Origin of the sequence: Paractinoplanes hotanensis (genome assembly GCF_023717965.1) — a bacterium.
In the GTDB taxonomy this organism is placed as follows: Bacteria; Actinomycetota; Actinomycetes; order Mycobacteriales; family Micromonosporaceae; genus Actinoplanes; species Actinoplanes polyasparticus.
In genome coordinates this window covers 256541-278136 of record NZ_JAMQOL010000006.1, presented here as the reverse complement: position 1 = coordinate 278136, position 21596 = coordinate 256541, and the positions used below count along the sequence as shown (strand labels likewise).

The following is a 21596-nucleotide window of genomic DNA, read 5'->3' as shown; positions in this document are numbered from 1 at the left end:
GTCAGAACCCCAGGTAGGCGTGCCGGAGGTCGGCGTCGTCGACGAGCGTCGCGGCATCGTGCCGGGTGACGATGCGGCCCAGCGACAGCACGACACCCTGGTCGGCGATCGAGAGCGCGCTGCGGACGTTCTGCTCGACCAGCAGGACGGCCAGCCCGGTGCGGTCGCGCAGATCGCGCAGCAGGCCCATGATCTGAGCCGTGATCTTGGGAGCGAGACCCAGCGAGGGCTCGTCGAGCAGCAGGAGCCGGGGCTGGGCGGCCAGCGCGCGGCCGATCGCGAGCATCTGGCGCTCGCCACCGGAAAGCTGGTGGCCGAGGTGGCCGCGGCGCTCGGCGAGCCGGGGAAACAGCTCGTAGATCGGCTCGAGGGGCGGCTGCGGCTTGCGCCAGAGCCCGCCCAGGCGCAGATTCTCGTCGACCGTCAGCTCGGTGACGACGCCGCGGCCCTCGGGCACGTGGGCGATGCCGAGGTGCACCATCCGCTCGACCCGGACGCCGCGCAGATCCTGGCCGTCGAAGGTCACACGGCCGCTCGTGGCGGGCAACAGGCCCGACAGCGTCCGCAGGAGGGTCGACTTGCCGGCGCCGTTGGCGCCCAGGACGGCGACGATCTGTCCGGGTTGGACGGACAGGCTGACGTCGTGCAGCACGGGTGCGGCGCCGTAGCCGGCGGTGAGCCCCTCGACCTCGAGCAACGCGCTCATGCGGCCGCGCCCAGGTAGGCCTCGGCGACCTTGTCGTTCGTCCGGATCTCGGCCGGACTACCCAGCGCGATCGGCTTGCCGAAATCGAGAACGAGGATCTCGTCGCAGACCGACATGACCAGTTCCATGTGGTGCTCGACGAGCAGGACGGTCGTCTCCGCCCCCTGGATCAGATCGGCCAGCCAGCGGATCTCGTCGGCGTCGAGGCCGCCGGCCGGCTCGTCGAGCATCAGGATGCGGGGCCGGGCGGCGAGCGCGCGGGCCAGTTCGACGCGTTTGCGCTTGGCGTACGGCAGCGACCCCGGCAGCGCCCGGGCGTGTTCCGCGACGCCGCAGCGGTCCAGTGCCTCCCACGCGTCGGCCTCGGGTTTGCGCGACCGGGCGCCGACCAGCACGTTCTCGAGGACGGTCATGCCGTTGAACTGACCGACCCCCTGCAACGTGCGGGCGATGCCCCGGCGGGTGAGGTGGTGCGGCTTCGGCCGGAACGGCTTGCCGTCGAGGGTGAGAGCGCCGGACTGCGGCGCCACGAATCCGCAGATGACGTTGAAGAGGGTGGTCTTGCCCGCGCCGTTGGGCCCGATGATCCCGACGGTGCGGCCCGGCGTGACCCGCAGGGAGACGTCGTCGAGGGCGAGCAACCCTCCGAAACGAACGGTGATGTGGTCCAGGGTCAAGCCCTCGGCGTCGTTGAGCGGTTCCGTTGACATGGTCACCTCGGCTCGGTGCGGCGGAGTGGCCGGACGAACGCCAAGCGCGCCAGGACACGACGCGGCCCGTCCTCTGTGGATCGTTCCCGTCAAACTATTTACACTCGCAGTGTAACTTTCTCCGCGTGCACGTCAACCGCCTGTTTCCAAGTTGTTTCCATTGACGTTTATCGCATGCCGCCGGGCCGTCCGGGGGCATCTGAGGCCCGCTTTGCGAAGGGCGCGGAACCGGGCGTGCCGCTTTGCGTCAGGCGACGCCGGCTGGGCGGAACTGGATGCTGATGCGCGGGCCCACGGGCTTGGCCGTCTTGAGGATGGCGTGTTCCCACGTGCGCTGGCAGGAGCCGCCCATGACGATCAGGTCGCCGTGGCCGAGCGGGAAGCGCAGTGTCTCGTGGCCGCCGGCACGCGGCCGCAGGGAGAGGTGGCGCGGGGAGCCCACCGACACGATGGCGACCATCGTGTCGTGGCGGGCGGAGCGGCCGATCGTGTCGCCGTGCCAGGCGACGCTGTCTTTGCCGTCGCGGTAGAGGCACATGCCGGCGGTGACGAACTCTTCGCCCAGCTCGTCGGCGTAGTGGATGTTGAGCCGGGCCCTCGCCTCGGCCAGGGCGGGGTGCGGCAGGGGCTCGTCGGCGCCGAACCAGCGCAACAGGCGGGGGACGTCGACGACGTTGTCGTACATCTGGCGGCGGTCTGCCCGCCAGTCGATGCCGAGCAGCGCCTCGAAGACCGCGTCGGACCCGTGCAGCCAGCCGGGCAGCACGTCGACCCAGGCCCCCGCGGTGAGCTGGTGGCGTTCGATGCGGCCGGCCAGCTCACCGGCGCCGGGGGCGGGGCTGCCCCCGGCGCCGCCGCTCAGGTCGAACATCGATGGCTGATAGGTGCTGGTCATGCGGCCATGTTAGTACGAACGTTCGAAGATTGGTCGGCTGTCCACAGGGCCGTCAGTTGTCCACAGGTGTCAGCCGGCCAGTTGCGACTCCGGCTCCGGGGCTGCATCTTCGGGTGTGGTTGCCCGCGGCGCCGGCCGCAGGACGGCCACGGCGACCACGGCCGCCACGATGCCGCCGACCACGCCGATGAGAGAGGTCGAGGCGATCGCCGAGACGAAGGAGTCCTGCGCGACCCGGGCCAGGGCCGCATCGCCGGTGGTGGCAGCGATCTGCAGCGCGTCGCCGATCGAGTCGCGGGCCCGCTCGGCCACGTCGGTGGGCATGGCGGCCCGATAGGTGGCGGTGAGCACGCTGCCGAGCACGGCGACGCTCAGCGCCGTGCCGACCTGTTGCACGGTGTCGTTCACGGCCGAGCCGACGCCGACCCGCTCCGGTGGCAGCGACGCCATCAGGGTTCCGTAGGCCGCGGGCCCGGCCGTGCCGCTGCCCATGCCCATGACGACCAGCGCGAACGCGAGCTTGAGATAGCCGTCCCCGGGCGCGAGCGACGAGAGGATGCCGAAGCCGGCCGCCATGAGCAGCAGCCCGGCGGCCAGGGCGGTCCGCGTGCCGAACTTCTTGTCGACGACCACGCCCACGCCGTTGAAGACCATGGCGGTGACGATCATCGGGATGAACGCCGTGCCGGCCTTGAGCGGCTCGTAGCCGAGCGCGAACTGCAGGTATTGCGTGAGGGCGAGGAGCACGCCGCCCGCCGAGAACGAGAGAAGGACGATCGAGAGGCTGGCTCCCGCGAAGTTGCGGTTGCGGAAGAGCTTCAGCGGCAGCATCGGCTCGGCGACCTTGCGCTCCCATAGGACGAACGCGGTGAGCGCGATGACTGCGACGGCGAAGCCGCCGAGGGTGGAGGCCGACCCGAGGCCGCCCTGCGCCGAATGGATCACGCCCCAGACCAGGGCCGTCATGCCGACCATGGAGAGCAGCGCGCCGAGCAGGTCGGGCCGGCTGGCCGCGCCCCGGGACTCGGGAATGACGGCCAGCGCGGCCACGATGCCGAGGATCGCGATCGGCACGTTGAGCAGGAAGATCGAACCCCACCAGAAGTGCTCGAGCAGCAGTCCGCCGAGGCTGGGCCCGCCCAGGGCACCCAGCATGAGCACCGAGCTCCAGATGGCGATCGCCTTCTTGCGCTCGTCCTCGGCGAAGACGGTGGTGAGGATCGACAGGGTGCCCGGCATCAGGAAAGCGGCGCCGACACCCATCAGGCCGCGGACGGCGATGAGCTGTCCCGGGGTCTGGCAGAGCGTGGCGAGCACCGAGGCGCTGCCGAAGACGACGAGCCCGATCACCAGGCCGCGGCGGCGGCCGTGGCGGTCCGACAGGCTGCCGGCGGTGAGCAGCAGCCCGGCGAAGACCAGGATGTAGGCGTCGATGATCCACTGAATCTGGGCGGTGCTGGCGCCGAGGTCGCGGATCAGCGACGGGATCGCGATGTTCAGCACCATGTTGTCGACGACGACCACCAGCAGGCTCAGGCAGAGCACACCGAGGATCAACCAGCGCCGAGGGTTGCGCTCCGTCATGACGGCCTTTCTAGTACGGCGTTCGATTGGCTCGAACACCGTACCAGTCGGCTCGAACACTGTGCGAGTGGCTTTAGGATGGGCAGGTGAGAAGCACCGAAGGGTTCACCGGCTCCGTCTGGTTGCGGCCGCCACGCGCTCAGACCGGTCAGCCCTCGCTGAGCCGCGAGCAGATCGTCCGCGCGGCGATCGAGTTGCTCGACGCCGAGGGGTCGGCCGGGCTCAGCATGCGCCGGCTGGGCACCAAGCTGGGGGCCGGGGCCACGTCGCTCTACTGGCACGTCGCGAACAAGGATGAGCTGCTCGAGCTCGCGGTCGACGAGGTGCTGGGCGAGGTCTACGTGCCCGAGCCGGGTGACACCCACTGGCGGGTCGGCGCGTCGATCAGCGCGAACGGCATGCGCTCGGCGCTGCTGCGGCATCCGTGGGTGATCGGTCTGCTCGGCCTGCACCCCACGCTCGGCCCCAACGCGATGCGCCTCGGTGAGCGGCTCGTGGCGCTCTTCACGGCGGCCGGCTTCGCCGGCATGCCGCTGTCGCACGCGACGGCGACGCTCAACGCCCACGCGATCGGCTCGGCGACCTCCGAAGCGGCGGTCAAGTCGGCCCTGAAGCGCACGGGGAAGACGTGGGAAGAGGTAGCCGAGGACGTCGAGCCCTATCTGGAACGGCTCGCGCCCGACAACCCGAACTACGAGAAGTGGCGAAAAGAGACCGGGTCGTTGCGCAACGACCCCGAACAGGTGCTGGAGGAGACGTACGCCTTCGGCTTGGAACGCCTGCTCGACGGACTGGAGAGCTGGCTGACGCGAAACGACGGGAAGCCGCCGCCGGCCTGATGAACAGCGGGTGCGATGGCCTGATGGACAGCGGGCACGACTCCGGCCGCCGGCGCGTTGCCGGCGGCCGGAGTCGTTGGCTCAGTGGGCCTGGTGGTGACCGTCGGTGCCGTGGTCGCCGTCCTGGCCGTCGTCGTGAACGCCGTACTGCGGCGCCGGCGGCTGGTAGGCCACCCGGCCGGACGGCAGCGGGAACTCCTGGTCGCCGAACGGGGACGGGCCGCCCTGGGTGGGCAGCGTGACCTCGGTGACGTCCATCCGGCCGTCCTCGCGCACCTCGGGGCCCTCGGGGCCGCGGTTGGTGGTGAACGGCGCGCCCTTGGCCACGTCGGTCACCCCGACCGAGCTGCTCGGCGCCATGCCGTCGCCGTCGAGCTGGTCACGGCGGAAGATCTTGCGACCGAGCCAGACCAGCGGGTCGTAGCGGCGGTCGACGACACGCTCCTTCATCGGGATGATCGCGTTGTCGGTGATCTTGATGTGCTCGGGGCAGACCTCGGTGCAGCACTTGGTGATGTTGCACAAGCCCATGCCCTGGTGGGACTGGGCGTACTCCTTGCGGTCCTCCCGGTCGTCGAGCGGGTGCATGTCGAGCTCGGCGGCGCGGATGAAGTAGCGCGGACCGGAGAACGCGGCCTTGTTCTCTTCGTGGTCGCGCACGACGTGACAGGTGTTCTGGCAGAGGAAGCACTCGATGCACTTGCGGAACTCTTGGCTGCGTTCGACGTCGACCTGCTGCATGCGGTAGTCGCCCGGCGCCACCCCGGGCGGCGGCGCGAAGGCCGGGGTCTCGCGGGCCTTGTCGTAGTTGAAGGAGACGTCGGTGACCAGGTCGCGGATGACCGGAAACGTGCGCAGCGGCGTGATCGTGACCGTCTCGTCCTCTTCGAACGTCGACATGCGGGTCATGCAGCCCAGCCGGGGCTTGCCGTTGATCTCCATCGAGCACGAGCCGCACTTGCCGGCCTTGCAGTTCCACCGGCAGGCCAGGTCGGGCGTCTGGGTCGCCTGCAGCCGGTGGATGATGTCGAGCACGACCTCACCCTCGTTGACCTCGACGTCGAAGTCCTCGATGTCGCCGCCGGCCGAATCGCCCCGCCAGACGCGGAAGTGGCGCTTGGTGCCCATTACTTCGCCTCCGTCTTGCTCGTCGCGCCGGGGATGGCGGCGTCGCCCGTCGGGCCCTCGATCGCGTCGAACTGGGTGATCTCGCCCTCGGTCAGGTATTTCGACAGCTCGGAGCGCTCGAACAGCTGGATCAACTCGTCCCGCATGCGGGGCACGGGTTTGCGCTCGAGGTGCACGTCGCCGGAACCGTCGAGCGAGCAGACCAGGTTGATCAACCGCCACTGCGGGTTCATCTGCGGGAAGTCCTCGCGGGTGTGACCGCCGCGGGACTCCTCACGCTCGAGCGCCGCCTTGGCCGTGCACTCCGAGACGATCAGCATGTTGCGCAGGTCGAGCGCGAGGTGCCAGCCCGGGTTGTAGCGCCGGCCGCCGACCGCCCCGACCTGGGCGACGCGCAGCTTGAGCTGCTGGAGCCGCTTGAGCGCGTCGGTCAGTTCGCCCTCGCGCCGGATGATGCCGACCAGGTCGCCCATCACGGCCTGAAGATCCTGCTGCAGGGTGTACGGATTCTCGCCGCCCGGCCTCTCCAAGGGCGCGAGGGCCGTGAGCACCGCGGATTCCACGTCGGACGTGGTGACCTTGGGCCGCTTGGTCAGCGAGTCGGTGTAGGCCGCGGCGTGCTCGCCGGCCCGCTTGCCGAAGACCAGCAGGTCGGACAGCGAGTTGCCGCCGAGCCGGTTGGAGCCGTGCATGCCGCCGGACACCTCGCCCGCGGCGAACAGACCCTCGACCGTGCCCATCGCAGCCGTGCTGTCGGGCTCGACCTCGACCCCGCCCATGACGTAGTGGCAGGTGGGCCCGACCTCCATCGGCTCCTTGGTGATGTCGACGTCGGCCAGCTCCTTGAACTGGTGATACATCGACGGGAGCCGCTTGGTGATCGTCTCGGCCGGCATGCGGGTGGAGACGTCGAGCAGGACGCCGCCCGCCTTGGTGCCCCGGCCCGCCTTGACCTCGGAGTTGATCGCACGGGCGACCTCGTCGCGCGGCAGCAGCTCGGGTGGGCGGCGGTTGTTGTCGGGGTCGTTGTACCAGCGGTCGGCCTCTTCCTCCGTGTCCGCGTACTGCTTGCGGAACACGTCGGGGACGTAGTCGAACATGAAGCGCTTGCCCTCGCTGTTGCGCAGCACACCGCCGTCGCCCCGGACCGACTCGGTGACCAGGATGCCCTTGACGCTGGGCGGCCACACCATGCCGGTCGGGTGGAACTGGAGGAACTCCATGTTGATCAGCGTCGCGCCCGCCCGTAGCGCCAGGGCGTGTCCGTCGCCGGTGTACTCCCACGAGTTCGAGGTGACCTTGTAGCTGCGGCCGACGCCACCGGTCGCCAGGATCACCGCGGGCGCCTCGAGCAGGATGAACTCGCCGGATTCGCGGTAGTAGCCGAACGCGCCGGCCACGCGGTTGCCGTCGAGCAGCAGCTCGGTGATCGTGGTCTCGGAGAAGACCCGGAGGCGGGAGTCGTAGTTGCCCGTCTCGGCGAAGTCTTCCTGCTGGAGCGAGACGATCTTCTGCTGCAGGGTGCGGATCAGCTCGAGGCCGGTGCGGTCGCCGACGTGCGCGAGCCGGGGATATTCGTGGCCGCCGAAGTTCCGCTGGGAGATCTTGCCGTCCTTCGTACGGTCGAAGAGCGCCCCGTACGTCTCGAGCTCCCAGATGCGTTCCGGTGCTTCCTTGGCGTGCAGCTCGGCCATGCGGAAGTTGTTGAGGAACTTGCCGCCGCGCATGGTGTCGCGGAAATGGACCATCCAGTTGTCGCGCGAGTTGACGTTGCCCATCGCGGCGGCGGCGCCGCCCTCGGCCATCACCGTGTGGGCCTTGCCGAACAGGGACTTCGAGATGATCGCCGTACGCTTGCCGGCCAGCCGGGCCTCGATGGCCGCGCGCAGACCGGCGCCGCCGGCACCGATCACGACGACGTCGTAGTGGTGTCGTTCGATTCGTGCGGTAGTCATGATGTGCGTGCCCCTCAGCCGACGAACCGAAGATCGGAGAACCAGCCGAGCTCCAGCGCCATGATGTAGAAGTCGGTCAGCGCCAGCGTGCCGAGCGTGATCCAGGCCAGCTGCATGTGGCGGACGTTCAGCTTCGACACGAAGGTCCAGATGCGGTAGCGCACCGGGTGCTTCGAGAAGTGCTTGAGGCGGCCGCCGGCGATGTGACGGCATGAGTGGCACGACAGCGTGTAGAGCCAGAGCATCACCACGTTGCCGACCAGGATGATGTTGCCCAGCCCGAAGCCGAACGAGTCGCCGCTGCGGAACGCGATGATCGCGTCGTACGTGTTGATCAGCGAGATGATCATCGCGGCGTAGAACGCGTAGCGGTGGGCGTTCTGGAAGATCAGCGGGAACCGGGTCTCACCGGTGTATTTGGCGTGACCGTCGGGGACCGCGCAGGCCGGCGGGGAGAGCCAGAAGGCCCGGTAGTAGGCCTTGCGGTAGTAGTAGCAAGTGAGCCGGAAGAGCAGCAGGAACGGCAGCGTGAAGGCGGCCTCGGGCAGGATCCACCAGCTGGGCAGGGGCGTGCCGAACAGCGCTGAACCCTCGACGCATCGGTCGGTCAGGCAGGGCGAGTAGAACGGCGTGAGGTAGTGGTAAGCCTCGACGAAGTAATAGTCGTGCATGAAGACGCGGACGGTCGCGTAGGTGACCCACGCCCCCAGCCCGACGAAGGTGATGAGCGGGGCGAGCCACCACCGGTCGGTGCGCAGCGTCTTGGCCGTGATCGCCGCGCGTGGCTTGTGTGGACCGGAGGGCCCCACGCCCGGCTTCGTTGCCGTCGTCGTCATTCGATCTCCTGACGTGCCTGTCCCAGTGACCCGGCCGGCGAGCGAGGGGGAGCTCGGCAGCCGCCATGCCTACGTGATGTGGGGCACACGTTACGCCGAGGGTCGGACAGTTTCGCGTCCAGGGATGGGGGATGGATCACAAATGTCGACCCTCATCGCATCGATACGTTCGCACACGCTAGTGGATCTTGCTCAGGCTGATCCAAAACGGACGCTCGGGTAGCAGCCGGACAGGGCGCCCGCGAGGGGCTCTCAGAGGTCGGGGACGGCCAGGCGGCGGACCGGGCCGGCGCACGGTGCGGGCGACACCTCGATCAGATCGTCGGCGACGGGCTCGTTGTCCGCGTTCTTCGGGGGGACGTAGAAGGCGGGTGTGCGAGCCTTCGCCTGGCGGTCGAGGGCATCGGCGTAGACGGCGCGGGAGTCGAGCAACTGGCGCCAGCCGTCCTGGGCGCGGGCGTCGCTGATCTCGCCGACGTAGATGCGGACGGCCGAGTTCTCGTCGCGGATCGCGACCGCCCGGCCGGCCGGGCTCGAGGCGGCGCCGGGCGGATTGAGCCGATTGAGCCGGCGTTCGAGTTCGAGGCAGTTCTGGTCACGCAGCACGCGGGTCTCGCGCGCCTCGGAGGCAGTGTCGCGCACGTCCGAGACGGCATCGACGACGGCCAGCGCGCCCGCGCAGAGGGCGATCACAATCAGGGCCGCACCGATCGAGATGCCCGCCACGAACCATTGCCGCCGCCGTCGCTGCCGGGCGTCGTGCACGCCGGAGCCCGCCAGTCGCCGCCACCACGCGGGCCGCGCACCGACCGTCACCCCGGAGCGGCCTCCGCTTGCCGCCCGGCTGCCACGTGCTGGTTCGGCGCCGTCCGCCGGCCCGCTCCCGGCTGCGGAGGGGCTGCCGGGTGTGGTCGATGTCGCGCGTCCGGCCGCGAACGAGTCCCCACCGGCGGGATCCACGGTGCTCGATGGCGCCTCGGTCGGCAGGCCCGGCGAGGTGTCGGGCGGCCGGACAGCGGGGTCGGCGCGATCGGGCCTCGGCAGGCGGGCGGTGGCGTCGTCGTCCTGGTCAGGGTCGCGCGGCGAATCGCTCACCGGCCCAGTGAAGCACGCCGGTCAATGCGGGGCCGATCAGCCGGAGGCGTTGCCGGTGAGGTTCCAGCTGGCCAGGTGCAGCGCGGGGGCCGCGTAGCGGGTGCCGGACCAGCGGTCGGGCAGCAGGACCGACTCGCTGCCGATGCCCAGCACCATGCCGGCCCCCAGCGCCTGCGGGTAGGACTGGGTGAACCGCATGTTGCCGACCGCCGCGGTCACCTCGCCGTTCTCGACCAGCCAGACGCCGTTGCGGGTCAGGCCGGTGACGACCAGCGTCTTCGGGTCGAGCACGCGGGTGTACCAGAGGTCGGAGATCAGCAGGCCGCGTTCCATGCGCGCCACCAGCGGGCGGGCGGATTCGGCCACCGGCCCGGCCGAGCCGGCCGCGGGCGACGGGGGCGCGGCGGACGAGGCCTCCAGCCGTACGTGGGTGGGACAGGGGCCCCACGTGCGGGACGCGCCCGAGGCGTGACCGGTGGACACCGTGCCCGCCTCGGCGGCCGACGTGCGGTCGTGGGCCACTGCCTTGGTGACCCCCTCGCGCACCAGCACCAGCGACTCGCGGGGCGTGCCCTCGTCGTCGAACGGCAGGCCCGGCGCGTGTTCGTCGCGGCTGCCCAGCGGCTCGTCGATCAGGGTCACCGACGGGTCGAACTGGTCGGCGCCGAGTTCGGCAAAGGACTGTTTCTGGGCGTACGACTTGCCGTTGAACCCGAAGACCGAGAAGTTGTCGAGCAGGTCGGCGACCGCCTCGGGTTCGAGCACCACCTCGTAGCGCCCGGGTGGCAACTCGACCGGGTTCTGCGCTGCCCGGGCCTTGGCCGCCGCGCGGGCCCCGAGCGCGCCGCCATCGAGCTCGGCCAGGCGGCCGCTGGCCAGCCGGGCCACGCCGTCGGCGCCGTCGGAGCGGGCGATGCCGTCCATCGCGGCCTCGGCCGTGCGGCCCTCGACGGACTGCCCGGCACTGTTCGCGAACGCCGCCGACGTGTAGACCGTGCGGCAGTAGCCCGCCGTCTCGAGGCCACCGGCGGCACGGACGAAATCGCCGACGCGCTGGGCCCGTTCGGCCGGGGTCGCCCGCGCGGTCGCTTCGTCGAAGCCGAAGTCGAGCCGGGAGTGCTCGCCCGAACCGTGGTAGCCCGCCGAGTGGTGCAGCGGGCTGGGCGGGGTGAGCCCGGGCCACGTCACGTCGGGCGGGCTCAGCCGGGTCGCCGCGAGCGTGCGCTCGACCAGTCCGCGCAGCCCGGCGGCGTCGACGATTGTGGTGGCGCCCGACGCCGTCCGCCCGTCGAGGTGCAGCCGCAGGCCGACGGTGGTGACCGCGTCGGCCACGTTCTGATGGATCATGGAAACGGCGAACCGGGTCAGCGCCTGGGCGTCGTGACGCACCATGACCTCGGTCTCGGCCGACGGCCCGGCCGCCTGCCGCACCAGTTCGACGACCCGGGCGGCGAGATCGAGCTCGGCCCCGGACCGGATGCTCTCGAGACTCATCCCCGCACCCCCACGCGTACGTCGGTGAACCTGGCCGGCGCCGCCGGATGACCTGTGTGACCCACCTGGCCGGGCTGGCCCTTGCCGCAGTTGGGGGTGCCCCAGGCGACGGTCTCGGACGAGAGCATGTCCATCGACTGCCAGAACTTGGGACCGATGCCGGTGTAGGTCGGGTTGCGCAGCATGCGGCCGAGCTTGCCGTTCTTGATCTCGTAGCCGATCTCGCAGCCGAACTGGAAGTTGAGCCGGCGGTCGTCGATCGACCAGGAGCGGTTGACATCCATGAACACGCCGTCGTCGGTGGCCGCGATGATCTCGTCGAGCGTGTGCGGGCCGGGCTCGAGGCCCACATTCGTCATACGCACCATCGGCAGCCGCGCCCAGCCGTCGGAGCGAACGCTGCCCGCGTAGTCGAGCCCGGCCACGGCGGCCGAGTCGCGCCCGGCCAGCACGCCGACCCAGATGCCGTCGCGCACCGCGTCGCGCCGGGTGGCGGGGGTGCCCTCGTCGTCGTAGCCGAAGCTGCCGAGCGCGCCCGGGATGCCGGGGTCGATGGTGATGTTCATGAGTTCCGAGCCGTAGCGCAGCGAGCCCAGCTTGCGCAGGTCGAGCCAGCTGGTGCCGGCGAAGGCGGCCTCCCACCCCAGGATCCGGTCGAGCTCGATGGCGTGCCCGACCGACTCGTGGATCTGGAGGGCGAGTTGCTCGCCGCCGAGCACCAGCGTCGTCTCGCCGGTGGGGCAGAGCGGGGCGCTGAGCAGGGCACGCGCTTCTTCTGCCAGGCGGGCGGCGTTGCCGACCAGGTCGAGGCTCTCGACCAGTTCCCAGCCGCGGGTGCCGTACTGGCCGCCGTACGAGGGCCAGGAGCGCCGTTGGATCTCGCCGTCGCCGAAAGCGCTGGCCCAGACGCCGCCGCCGCACTCGCGGGTGTGCTGGTCGATGCGGTGGCCCTCGCTCGAGACGAACCACTTGCGCGTGTCCCACACGGAGAGGGCGCCCTGGGCCAGATCGGCGCCGGCTGCTCCGGCCGCGGCGGTGGCCGCCACCAGCAGGTCGCCCTTGGTCGACAGGGACACCCCGAGCGGGTCGATCTCGCACTCGTTGGCCCAGCTCGCCTCGACGGCGGCCGAAGGCACCAGCTCGACCGGCGGCCCCGGCACGGTGGCGCTGGCCGCGGCGATCTGCGCGGCCCGGCGGCCGGCGGCGCGGGCGGCCGGATCGGAGAGGTCGGGCACGGCGTAGAAGCCCCACGAGGACCCGACCAGGGCCCGGACGCCGAGGCCGGCGCTCTCGCCCGAGTCGACCTCTTCGATGTCACCGTCGCGGGCGGACATCGACTCGGTGCGCCGCACCATGACGCGACAGTCGGCATAGCGCGCCCCGGCCTCGAGAGCGGCCTGCACCGCCGCCGAAGCCTCATCGAAGTGACTCATGGCCCGACCCTAGGGGACGGGTACGACAGAAATCAGTCCGGCAGCAGCGTCGCCGGATCCAGGTCGACAATGACCGGCTCGGTGAGCCGCAGAATCTCGCCCACCTTGGTCACCGAGTGCTCCATGTATGCCGACCCGGCCAACTGGTACAGGGTGAAGGTCCCGGCCTCGGGATCGACCATCAGGTACCACGGGATCCCGGCCACCGCGTAGTAGTGCTTTTTCAGCACCTTGTCAGTGGTTGCGTTGGAAGGGGAGTGGATCTCGCAGACGAGTACGACAAACGTCGAGTCGATGATCAGGTCGTCGACCTCGTCGTCGGCCGCGAAGACAACGACGTCCGGGATCACCATCCGGTCCGGTCCGAGCTGGACGTTCACCGCGTCGCCGACTTCCAGGAGGGCCGGATCGGCGTTCGCTTCCAGGGTGTTGGCCAGGTGTCGGGCGATTTTCTGGTGAGCGCGGGTGGGATTGGGTGTCACGAGCAGGCTCCCGTCGAGGAGTTCGACTCGGGGGGAGGTCACGCCAAGCGCCAGATAGTCTTCACCGGTCATCGGCCGACCATCGGCGAAGATCATCCCGTTCGCGGACGGTTTGTCCGCAGTGAAAACCGTGGTCATAGCGTCTCCCGAGCTGTCGGGGTCGGACTCTCCCATAAAGACTAGTCTCATGACAACTCTCCTAGCGACTACCTTTTTCGCCATCGAGCAGCCGTGCCGCGTCCCTGGAGGAAGGCTAGCTCCTCGTCGAGGGAGGCGGCTTCGACCGAAGGGAGGCCGTGGACTGTGGGGCCGATCAGGAGGACGGCGTTGGTGGGGTCGGCTTCGAGCAAGCTGTGGTGGGCGTAGACGTCGGCTGAGTCGCGGGGGTCGCCCAGGTAGCGCTCGGCCACCGCCGGGGGTGCGTCGTGCCAGTCGATGATCGGGTGGCGGGCCACGGCGCGGTGGAAGGTTTCCGGGCGGCGCAGGACGGCCATGGCGGCCAGCCAGCCGCCGACGCCTGTTCCTCGTACGGAGACCGAAGTCAGGTCGAGGTCGGGGTGCTTGCCGAGCAGGGCCTGCAGGGCGTCGGTCAGGTCGGACAGAGCCACGTCGACCAGGCGCCGGTGCACCACCTTCTCGAAGCTCGGGGCCACCCCGGGCGTTCCGCGGCCGTCGATCGACACGACCGCGAAGCCCGCGTCGGCCCACCACTGCCTCTCCTGCCAGGCCTTGCGGTCGTTCACCACCTGCTGGCGGCCCGGGCCCTCGCCCAGTGCCAGGAGCACTGGCAGCTTGGCGCCGGCGACGAAGCCGTCCGGATAGAGGACCGCGGCCGGCAGCCGCCGATCGGTGACCCGTTCGAAGGCCGGCTTCGGCGAGTAGGGCAGTGGCGCCGACTGGTTGCCCAGGGCTGCCACCCGGGCCTCGCCCCGCCACACCACGTCGTCGATGACAAGCACGCCGCCGCCGGCGACAGCGTGGTGCCAGCCGGGAGCCTCGGTGATCTTGCGGGCCTCCGCTCCGCCGCCGCCCAGCGACGTCCGTACCCGGAAGACCGACTGGGCGGCCGGGTCGTCGTCGGTGCCCTCGACGATCAGATCGGGGAAGCCGCTGGGGCCACCCGGCCGGGGAACCGTGCCGACCACGCGCCGCACGTACAGGTGGGGCGGCGTGAGCAGGCTGCCGTCGGCGAACAGGCAACGCGCGTCGAAGCCGTCGTGGGCCAGTTCGCCGCCGACCAGCACTCGTCCGTCGGGCAGGTGACGAGGCGTCCCGGCGACCGGCTCCACCCACCGGGCGTCGGCCAGTTCGGCGTGCACCTGGGTTTCCCCCGTACGCGGATCGACCGCCAGCACCAGGCCGTGCTGCTGCATGCGGCGCAGCACCGTGATCAGCGGTCCGCCGCCGTCGGCCCACCGCACGCCCACCACGTGCGGGTAGGTCTCGCGGTCCCAGTGCACGTCGACCCAGCCGAAGTCGAGGTCGAGCAGGTGCAGGCTGGTCGACGCGGCCGTGCGCGCGGCCAGGATCTGGCTGCCGTCGGGCGCCCACCACCAGCCCCGTTCGCGCCCGAACCGGCGGGCCGGCTCGTCGGCCAGGCCCCAGCCGATCGCGCCACCCCGTTCGCGCCAGGCGTTGCCGGACTCGCCGGCCAGCAGGCGGTCGCCGTCGGGCCCGACGACGCGCAGCGAGGGCGAGCCGCCGACCCGGCTGAGATAGCCGATGTTGATGCCGCCGGGGTCGGGTCGCGGATCCTCGGCCGGCTCGCCGGTCGGCACCTCGGCCACCGTGCCCCGGGGCAGTTCGGCCCGGAACAGCCGGCCCTCGCGGGTGAAGGCGGCCACGCAGGCGTCGCGGTCGATGGCGTACGAGCCGACCGGCCCCGCGGCGACCAGGGACTCGGTGGCGGTGGCGACGTTGAGCACCCAGAGCGACGAGATCGGATCCTCCGGACCGGCCGAGCGCAGGAACACCACCCGCCGGCCGTCCGCGCCGACCGTGACCGCATGCGGCGCGCCGTAGCGGAAGTGACCGGTGCGCTCCGCGAGCCTGGGGAAGTCCACCCGGACAGCATCGCCGATCAAGCCCCTCCCGCGCGCCCCAAACCGGGCACGGCGCAACAGAAGACTGCCGGTGCTCCCGCGTACAGTTGCCGCGTGACTGACGCCCTGCCCGCCCGCCGGCTCCTGCTGGTGCACGCTCACCCCGACGACGAGGTCACCGGCACCGGCGCCACCATGGCCCACTACGCCGCCTCCGGCGCTCACGTGACGCTCGTGACCTGCACGCTCGGCGAAGAGGGCGAGATACACGTCCCCGCGCTGGCCCAGCTCGAGGCCGCGCAGGCCGACCAACTCGGCGGCTACCGCCTGGTCGAGTTGTCCCGCGCGTGTGCCGCGCTGGGCGTCACCGACCACCGGTTCCTCGGCGGCGCCGGCCGCTTCCGCGACTCCGGCATGATGGGTCTGCCCACCAACGACCACGAGCGCGCCTTCTGGCGGGCCGACGTCGACGCGGCCGCCGCCCTGCTGCTCGAGGTCATCCGCGAGGTCCGGCCCCAGGTCATGATCACGTACGACCCCAACGGCTTCTACGGTCATCCCGACCACATCCAGGCCCACCGGGTCGCCATGCGCGCCGCTGAGCTGGCCGGCGACGACGGCCCGCAGAAGATCTACTGGACGGCGATGCCGCTGAGCGTGCTGCGCGACGGCATGGAGGCGTTCCGCGAGCTCTCCGACAACCCGTTCGCCGATGTGGAGAAGGTCGAGGATCTGCCGTTCGGCCACCCCGACGACGAGATCGCCGCCCGCATCGACGGCACCGACTACTACCAGCAGAAGGTGGCGGCGATGAAGGCCCACGCCACCCAGATCCCCGACGACTCGTGGCTCTACGGCATCGCCGGCGACTTCGGCGGCGAGTTCATGGGCGTCGAATACTTCACCATCGCCAAGGGCAGGCGCGGCCCGGGCGAGGGCCCCCACAACTGGGAGGCTGACCTGTTCGGCGGTCTCGACCTGGAACAGGCGGCCATATCAGACTCGGCCGCGCGGTGAGAACCGAGAGCGCGGCCGAGGTGCAACCCCAGGAGCTTTCCTCCGAGACGTACGAAGAGAGGGCGCGTCAGCCGTGGGCCGGCTGGGAGCCGCTGATCCGCGTCGCCGGGGTGGTGGTCGCCGTCGTGGCCGCGCTCGTCACCGGGCTCCTCGAGATCTTCCTGAGCACGCTGCGCGCCGGTGACGTGGTCTCGGTCTGGAGCGGCGACGCGATCGGCTCGGGCGGCGGCCCCCTGTTGTGGCTGGCCGTCCCGCTGTCCGCGGCGTTCAACTGGGCCATCGCGTGGTTCGCGGTCACCACGACCCGTCGTCGCTGGTCGCTGGCCCCACCCTGGGCGCTGTGGACGCTGCTGATGCTGTTCGCGGCCGGCGTGCGCACCAGCGAGGGCGACTACCTGCTGGGCGGCGAGAACTGGGTCGCGCTGGTCACGATCCTGGTCGGCAGCCTGGCCTATGCTGTCTACTCCTATCGCCTGATCTTGAAGCGCACGCTGTCCTAGCGGCGTTCCCGACCGGTGAGGTGAGCACGTGACTTCCAGGCCCGAAGGCGCGAGACCGGACGACACCGTCATCCTCAACGCCGGTCCGGACGGCAGAGTTACGGCCCCCGATGGGGCCGACGCCACAGTTCCGTTGCCGATGAGCTCGAACACCGTCGTGATGCCGGCCCAGCGCGGCGTCCCGAGGCAGGAGCAGCCGTCGCCGCCGGCTCCGGAACGCCCGCGTTCCCGTCGTGGGGTGCTGATCGCGGCCGCGGTCGCCGGCGTGCTGGCAGTGGGCGCGGGCGGCGCTGGGGCCTACGCCACGGCCGGGGACATCCCGCGCGGCACCGAGGTGCTCGGCCTCGACCTGGGTGCGCTCAGCCGGTCCGCGGCCGAGAAGGCGCTCGGTGACCACGTGGCGACGCGGTCGGCCCAGCCGGCCCGGGTCCGCCTCGACGGCAAGGACGTGACGGTCGAGCCCGAGGCGGTCGGGCTCGCGTTCGACGTGCCGGCGACGGTCGACGCCGCGGCGAAGAGCGGCCGCCGGCTCTTCGGGGCCGAAATCGTTCCCCCGGTCGTACGGGTGGAGCAGGCCAAACTCGAGGCGGCGCTCCGCAAGCACGTGAACACCGAGCGCGTCACCGTGCGCCGGCCGGCGATCACCTTCAAGGGCGTCGCGCCCGTGGCCACGTACCCGCAAGCCGGCCTTGACCTGGACGGCGCCGTCGCCGCCGAACGCGTGACGGCCGCGTGGCCGACCGGTCAGGTGGCCGACGTGCCGCTCACCACCCGTGCCCCGGCGATGACCAGGGAACAGGTCGACGCGCTGATCACCGACGTCGCCCAGCCCGCCGTGGCCGCGCCGGTGACCGTGACCGTCGGCGCCGAATCCTTCCGGCTCGCCCCGGCCGCCCTCGCCAAGGGCCTGGTCTTCCGGGCCGACGCCCAGGGTGTGCTGACTCCGGCGATCGACGGCGCGAAGCTGCGTGCGGCCGGCCGGGCCCAGTTCAGCAAGGTCGAGACCGCGGCCAAGCCGGCCACCGTGCGGCTGCGGAACGGCAAGCCGCAGATCGTGGCCGGTGCGCCCGGCCGCGTGGTCGACGTGGCGAAGCTTGGGCCGGCGCTGCTCGGTGTGCTGACCGGCCCGGCCCCGCGCGAGGTCACCGGCGTCCTGGTCGAGGCCGGCTCCGACACCAGCGTGGCCGACGTGGCCAAGCTGGGCATCAAGGAGCGGGTGTCGACCTTCACCACCTACTTCACCGGCGGCCGCAGCTCGCCGCGCAGCCAGAACATCATCACCGTGGCCAAGGCGGTCGACGGCGCGATCGTGCGGCCGGGCGCGACGTTCTCGCTCAACAGGCACACCGGCGAGCGCAACTACGCCAAGGGCTACAAGGACGCGCCGGTCATCGTGAACGGCGTGCTCGAGCCGGGCGTCGGCGGTGGCGCGTCGCAGTTCACCACGACGCTGTTCAACGCCGCCTACTACGCGGGTCTCGAGGATGTCGAGCACAAGCCGCACTCGTTCTACTTCTCGCGTTACCCGTCGGTCATCGAGTCGACGATCTTCTATCCGACCCTGGACCTCAAGTTCAAGAACACCACGCCGTACGGGATTCTGATCGACACCGCCACGACCGGGCGCTCGGTGACCGTCTCGATGTGGAGCACCAAGGTCTACGACAGCGTCAAAACCGTGTACGGGCCCCGGCGCAACGTGACGAGCCCGTCCACCGTGCATCGCGAACCGGGCCCCCGCTGCATAACTTCCAGCGGACTGCCAGGTTTCACCCAGGACGCATGGCGCGTCATCCGCAAGGATGGCCGTGAGGTCGAGCGCAAGAAGTTCACTTGGCGCTACGATCCCGAGCCACGGTTCGTCTGCGGCGGTGAGTGAACCCGCCGAGTAAGCCCCGGGGAGGGCACATGAGGCAGCAGCGCTGGTTCCCGATCGCGGCGCTCGCGGTCGGCCTGTTCGCGATCAACGTGGTGGCCCGCCTGGTCACTCGATTCGCGTTCACCGACAACGACGCGGCCGAGACCCGCACCACGATCGTCATGTTCTCGGTGATCGGCGTCGTGCTCGCCGTCTACGCGTTCATGGCCTCGCACAACCGCCGCCCGTCGGAGTGGCTCGTCCCCGACTGGGTGCTCGGCGTCGGCGGCGCCATGCTGCTGACCCTCCTGGTGGGACCGTTCGTCAGCGGCGACCAGCCGTTCGGCAACGGCTCCGACGCCTTCTTCGCGCAGTTCGCCCTCTATCTGGCCTTCGCCGGCGGCGGCACCCTGGTCGGTTACTGGATCTCGGTGGCCTTGGCGCGCGACTACCGGTCGCGCTCGCTGAAGGCCTTCTCGGAGCAGCGCCAGGCCAAGCCGCGCCGGGTCGTGCGTCGCTAAACGGGCTCTTCCCGGGTCAGATAGGTGTGGTGGGTGGTGAAGCCCACCCGGCCGTAGAGCGTGACCGCGCCCGTGTTGCGCTCCTCGACTTGCAGGTAGACGCGGCTGCTGCCGTGTTGCGCGCCCCACTGCACCAGTTCCCGCAGCACGTGCCGGGCCAGACCCCGGCGGCGGGCCGGCGGTGCGGTCTGGAGCAGCGAGACGCCCAGCCAACGGTCCGGACCGGTCACCGCGCCCCGGCCGACCGCGAGCAGGCCGCCGTCGGCGTCACGCACCTGGGCGAAGGCCACCTCGGCGGGGCCGGTGAGGATGCGGACGGCGGTGGCCGGCAGCGTGCCCTTGTGCTCGGCGACCAGGGCGTACCAGTCGTCGCCGGGATCGTCGGCCAGCTCGACCGGCGGCAGGTCCTGCTTCGGCAGGGCGCCGGCCAGCGCGGCCACGGACGCCGTCTGCACCAGCGTGAGCGGCCGGGCGCCCCAGCCGCGGGCGTCGAGGGCGGCGTTGACCGGGGCGGCCAGCGGCAGCGGCGCATTGATCAGCGCCCGCTGGCCGAGTGCGGAATACCACTCGGTGACGGCGTCGATGGCGGCCTCGAGCGGACGGTCGGGGTCGCCGACGGCCAGGGCCGAATTCGCCCGGCCGGTCCAGTTCTCGGCGGCGCGCAGGATCCAGTGGCCGAGGCGGCCCTGGATCGGGGCCGGCCAGGCGTCGTTCGCGGCCAGCTCGAGGGCGATCACCTCGGCCGCGGGCGGGCGGCGGGCAGCGGGCACCCGCTTGGCCCGGTGCACCTCGCGCAGCGGCACCCGGAGCGTGCCCTTGGCGGTGGCGAGGGTGAGATCGGTCTCCGTGAGGTCGACCAGCTCACCCAGGGCATCCGTGTAGAGCGTCCGATTCTGGGAAACGCCTACAATTCGGCGTACCACCACCCGGTGTCCCACATCCTGCCGACGGAGCACGTGTCACCTCCTCCGGCGGAGATACTAGGCTCTGCAACTGTCGCCGGCGGTCCCCGCAGGCGTGGCTTTGGAGGGAAAGACCCGTGACCTACATCATCGCTGAGCCATGCGTCGATGTGCTCGACAAGGCATGCATCGAGGAATGCCCCGTCGACTGCATCTACGAAGGCAACCGGATGCTGTACATCCACCCCGATGAGTGTGTCGACTGCGGGGCATGCGAGCCGGTCTGCCCGGTCGAGGCGATCTTCTACGAGGATGACGTCCCCGACCAGTGGAAGGACTACACGACGGCGAACTACGAGTTCTTCGAGGACCTCGGTTCGCCCGGTGGCGCGGCCAAGGTCGGCAAGATCGACAAGGACACGCCGTTCATCGTCGGCCAGCCGCCCCGGGGTGACGCGCACTGAGCGCGCTCGCCTCGGCCCTGCCGGACTTCCCGTGGGATCTGCTGGAACCGGCCAAGGCCCGGGCCGCCGCGCATCCCGACGGGATCGTCGACCTCTCGGTGGGCACTCCCGTCGACCCAGTGCCGCCGGTCATCCGGCGTGCGCTGGCCGACGCTTCCGACGCGCCCGGCTACCCGCAGACCGCGGGTACGCCGGCGCTGCGGGACGCCATCACCGAGTGGATCACCCGGGCCTGTGGCGCCTCGGGCGATCCCGGTGTGCTGCCGACCATCGGCTCCAAGGAGATGGTCGCCTGGCTGCCCACGCTGCTCGGGATCGGGGCCGGCGACAAGGTCGTGATCCCGTCGGTCTGCTACCCCACCTATGAGGTCGGCGTGCGCCTGGCCGGCGCTACGGCAGTACGGTCGGACTCTCTGACTGCCGTCGGCCCGGATTCCCGCGTACGCCTGGTGTGGGTGAACTCGCCGTCCAACCCGACGGGCAGGGTGCTGCCGGTCGAGCACCTGCGCAAGGTGGTCGCCTGGGCCCGTGAGCGGGGCGCGATCGTGGTCAGCGACGAGTGCTACCTGTCGCTGGGCTGGGAGATGCAGCCGGTCTCGGTGCTCGACGACCGGGTCACCGAGGGTGACTACACCGGCGTGCTTGCCGTGCACTCGCTGTCGAAGCGGTCCAACCTTGCCGGCTACCGCGCCGGCTTCGTCGGCGGTGACCCGGCTCTGGTGCGCGAGCTGCTGGCCGTACGCAAGCACGCGGGCATGATCGTGCCGGCGCCGGTGCAGGCCGCCATGATCGCCGCACTCGGCGACGAGGACCACGTCACCGCCCAGCGTGCGCGGTACGCGGCGCGACGCGAGCAGCTGCGGGCCGCGCTGACCCGGGCGGGCTTCGAGATCAGCCACTCCGAGGCCGGCCTGTACCTGTGGTCGTCGCGCGGCGAGGACAGCTGGAAGACCGTCGAGTGGCTCGCCGACCGCGGCATTCTGGCTGCTCCGGGTGCTTTCTACGGCCCCGCCGCCGAACAACACGTGCGCATCGCCCTCACCGCCACCGACGAAAGGGTCGCCGCCGCGGTCGCCCGCCTCGCCTGACCATAGGTGATCATGCTGTCGCTCACCGCGTTGACATGTCGACAGCG

Annotated in this window: 20 protein-coding genes; 7 read left to right on the top strand and 13 right to left on the bottom strand. The window is 70.8% G+C overall.

Annotated features, from left to right (window positions below; genetic code table 11):
• Position 1: 1 nt before the first annotated feature.
• The 4 genes from LXN57_RS05675 to LXN57_RS05660 form a co-directional block, all read right to left on the bottom strand.
• The gene (locus LXN57_RS05675) at positions 2 to 706 is read right to left on the bottom strand and encodes an ABC transporter ATP-binding protein (RefSeq protein WP_251796928.1); all 705 of its coding nucleotides are present in this window, start codon (positions 704 to 706) and stop codon (positions 2 to 4) included.
• The gene (locus LXN57_RS05670) at positions 703 to 1416 is read right to left on the bottom strand and encodes an ABC transporter ATP-binding protein (protein ID WP_251796927.1); all 714 of its coding nucleotides are present in this window, start codon (positions 1414 to 1416) and stop codon (positions 703 to 705) included. Before LXN57_RS05670 ends, LXN57_RS05675 begins: the two co-directional genes overlap by 4 nt.
• A 247-nt stretch (positions 1417 to 1663) precedes the next feature.
• Positions 1664 to 2311, bottom strand: a complete 648-nt coding sequence (locus LXN57_RS05665) for an alpha-ketoglutarate-dependent dioxygenase AlkB (protein WP_251796925.1) — start codon at positions 2309 to 2311, stop codon at positions 1664 to 1666.
• A 69-nt stretch (positions 2312 to 2380) separates the two neighbouring features.
• Positions 2381 to 3895, bottom strand: coding sequence for an MFS transporter (locus tag LXN57_RS05660; protein WP_251796924.1), 1515 nt, complete (start codon positions 3893 to 3895; stop codon positions 2381 to 2383).
• 86 nt (positions 3896 to 3981) lie between these two features.
• On the opposite strand from LXN57_RS05660, the gene LXN57_RS05655 reads away from it, so the two are divergent.
• A complete protein-coding gene (locus LXN57_RS05655) occupies positions 3982 to 4734 on the top strand; it encodes a TetR/AcrR family transcriptional regulator C-terminal domain-containing protein (RefSeq protein WP_251796923.1) in 753 nt (250 codons plus the stop codon).
• Between the two features lie 81 nt (positions 4735 to 4815).
• Here LXN57_RS05655 and LXN57_RS05650 read toward each other — a convergent pair whose 3' ends face one another.
• The 8 genes from LXN57_RS05650 to LXN57_RS05615 all read right to left on the bottom strand — a co-directional run bounded on the left by LXN57_RS05650 (position 4816) and on the right by LXN57_RS05615 (position 15220).
• Entirely contained in the window at positions 4816 to 5862 is a 1047-nt protein-coding gene (locus tag LXN57_RS05650; protein WP_251796921.1) for a succinate dehydrogenase/fumarate reductase iron-sulfur subunit, read from the bottom strand.
• A complete protein-coding gene (locus LXN57_RS05645) occupies positions 5862 to 7820 on the bottom strand; it encodes a fumarate reductase/succinate dehydrogenase flavoprotein subunit (protein WP_251796971.1) in 1959 nt (652 codons plus the stop codon). Before LXN57_RS05645 ends, LXN57_RS05650 begins: the two co-directional genes overlap by 1 nt.
• A gap of 11 nt (positions 7821 to 7831) precedes the next feature.
• Positions 7832 to 8653: a succinate dehydrogenase subunit SdhC gene (gene sdhC, locus LXN57_RS05640; RefSeq protein WP_251796919.1), complete on the bottom strand. Its 822-nt coding sequence runs from the start codon at positions 8651 to 8653 to the stop codon at positions 7832 to 7834.
• 252 nt (positions 8654 to 8905) lie between these two features.
• Positions 8906 to 9748: a hypothetical protein gene (locus tag LXN57_RS05635; protein WP_251796917.1), complete on the bottom strand. Its 843-nt coding sequence runs from the start codon at positions 9746 to 9748 to the stop codon at positions 8906 to 8908.
• A 36-nt stretch (positions 9749 to 9784) separates the two neighbouring features.
• Positions 9785 to 11242, bottom strand: coding sequence for a TldD/PmbA family protein (locus tag LXN57_RS05630; protein ID WP_251796915.1), 1458 nt, complete (start codon positions 11240 to 11242; stop codon positions 9785 to 9787).
• Positions 11239 to 12675: a TldD/PmbA family protein gene (locus tag LXN57_RS05625; protein ID WP_251796914.1), complete on the bottom strand. Its 1437-nt coding sequence runs from the start codon at positions 12673 to 12675 to the stop codon at positions 11239 to 11241. The genes LXN57_RS05630 and LXN57_RS05625 overlap by 4 nt, the downstream gene beginning before the upstream one ends.
• Positions 12676 to 12707: 32 nt before the next feature.
• Positions 12708 to 13295: a Uma2 family endonuclease gene (locus tag LXN57_RS05620; protein ID WP_251796912.1), complete on the bottom strand. Its 588-nt coding sequence runs from the start codon at positions 13293 to 13295 to the stop codon at positions 12708 to 12710.
• Between the two features lie 68 nt (positions 13296 to 13363).
• Positions 13364 to 15220, bottom strand: coding sequence for a S9 family peptidase (locus LXN57_RS05615; protein ID WP_251796910.1), 1857 nt, complete (start codon positions 15218 to 15220; stop codon positions 13364 to 13366).
• A gap of 93 nt (positions 15221 to 15313) precedes the next feature.
• Between LXN57_RS05615 and mshB the strand changes: the two genes are divergently transcribed.
• The 4 genes from mshB to LXN57_RS05595 all read left to right on the top strand — a co-directional run bounded on the left by mshB (position 15314) and on the right by LXN57_RS05595 (position 19095).
• Positions 15314 to 16216, top strand: a complete 903-nt coding sequence (gene mshB / locus LXN57_RS05610) for an N-acetyl-1-D-myo-inositol-2-amino-2-deoxy-alpha-D-glucopyranoside deacetylase (RefSeq protein ID WP_251796909.1) — start codon at positions 15314 to 15316, stop codon at positions 16214 to 16216.
• Entirely contained in the window at positions 16213 to 16716 is a 504-nt protein-coding gene (locus LXN57_RS05605; RefSeq protein WP_251796908.1) for a hypothetical protein, read from the top strand. The genes mshB and LXN57_RS05605 overlap by 4 nt, the downstream gene beginning before the upstream one ends.
• A gap of 139 nt (positions 16717 to 16855) precedes the next feature.
• Positions 16856 to 18595, top strand: coding sequence for a VanW family protein (locus LXN57_RS05600; protein ID WP_251796906.1), 1740 nt, complete (start codon positions 16856 to 16858; stop codon positions 18593 to 18595).
• 29 nt (positions 18596 to 18624) lie between these two features.
• Positions 18625 to 19095 (top strand): hypothetical protein, encoded by a 471-nt coding sequence (locus LXN57_RS05595; protein WP_251796904.1) that lies wholly within the window; start codon positions 18625 to 18627, stop codon positions 19093 to 19095.
• Here the strand turns inward: LXN57_RS05595 and LXN57_RS05590 are convergent.
• The gene (locus LXN57_RS05590) at positions 19092 to 20051 is read right to left on the bottom strand and encodes a GNAT family N-acetyltransferase (protein ID WP_251796903.1); all 960 of its coding nucleotides are present in this window, start codon (positions 20049 to 20051) and stop codon (positions 19092 to 19094) included. The genes LXN57_RS05595 and LXN57_RS05590 overlap by 4 nt on opposite strands.
• 83 nt (positions 20052 to 20134) lie before the next feature.
• On the opposite strand from LXN57_RS05590, the gene fdxA reads away from it, so the two are divergent.
• Together fdxA and dapC are read left to right on the top strand one after the other, a co-directional pair.
• Positions 20135 to 20461, top strand: a complete 327-nt coding sequence (gene fdxA / locus LXN57_RS05585) for a ferredoxin (RefSeq protein ID WP_221375661.1) — start codon at positions 20135 to 20137, stop codon at positions 20459 to 20461.
• Entirely contained in the window at positions 20458 to 21549 is a 1092-nt protein-coding gene (gene dapC / locus LXN57_RS05580) for a succinyldiaminopimelate transaminase (RefSeq protein ID WP_251796970.1), read from the top strand. Before fdxA ends, dapC begins: the two co-directional genes overlap by 4 nt.
• The last annotated feature ends 47 nt before the right edge of the window (positions 21550 to 21596 follow it).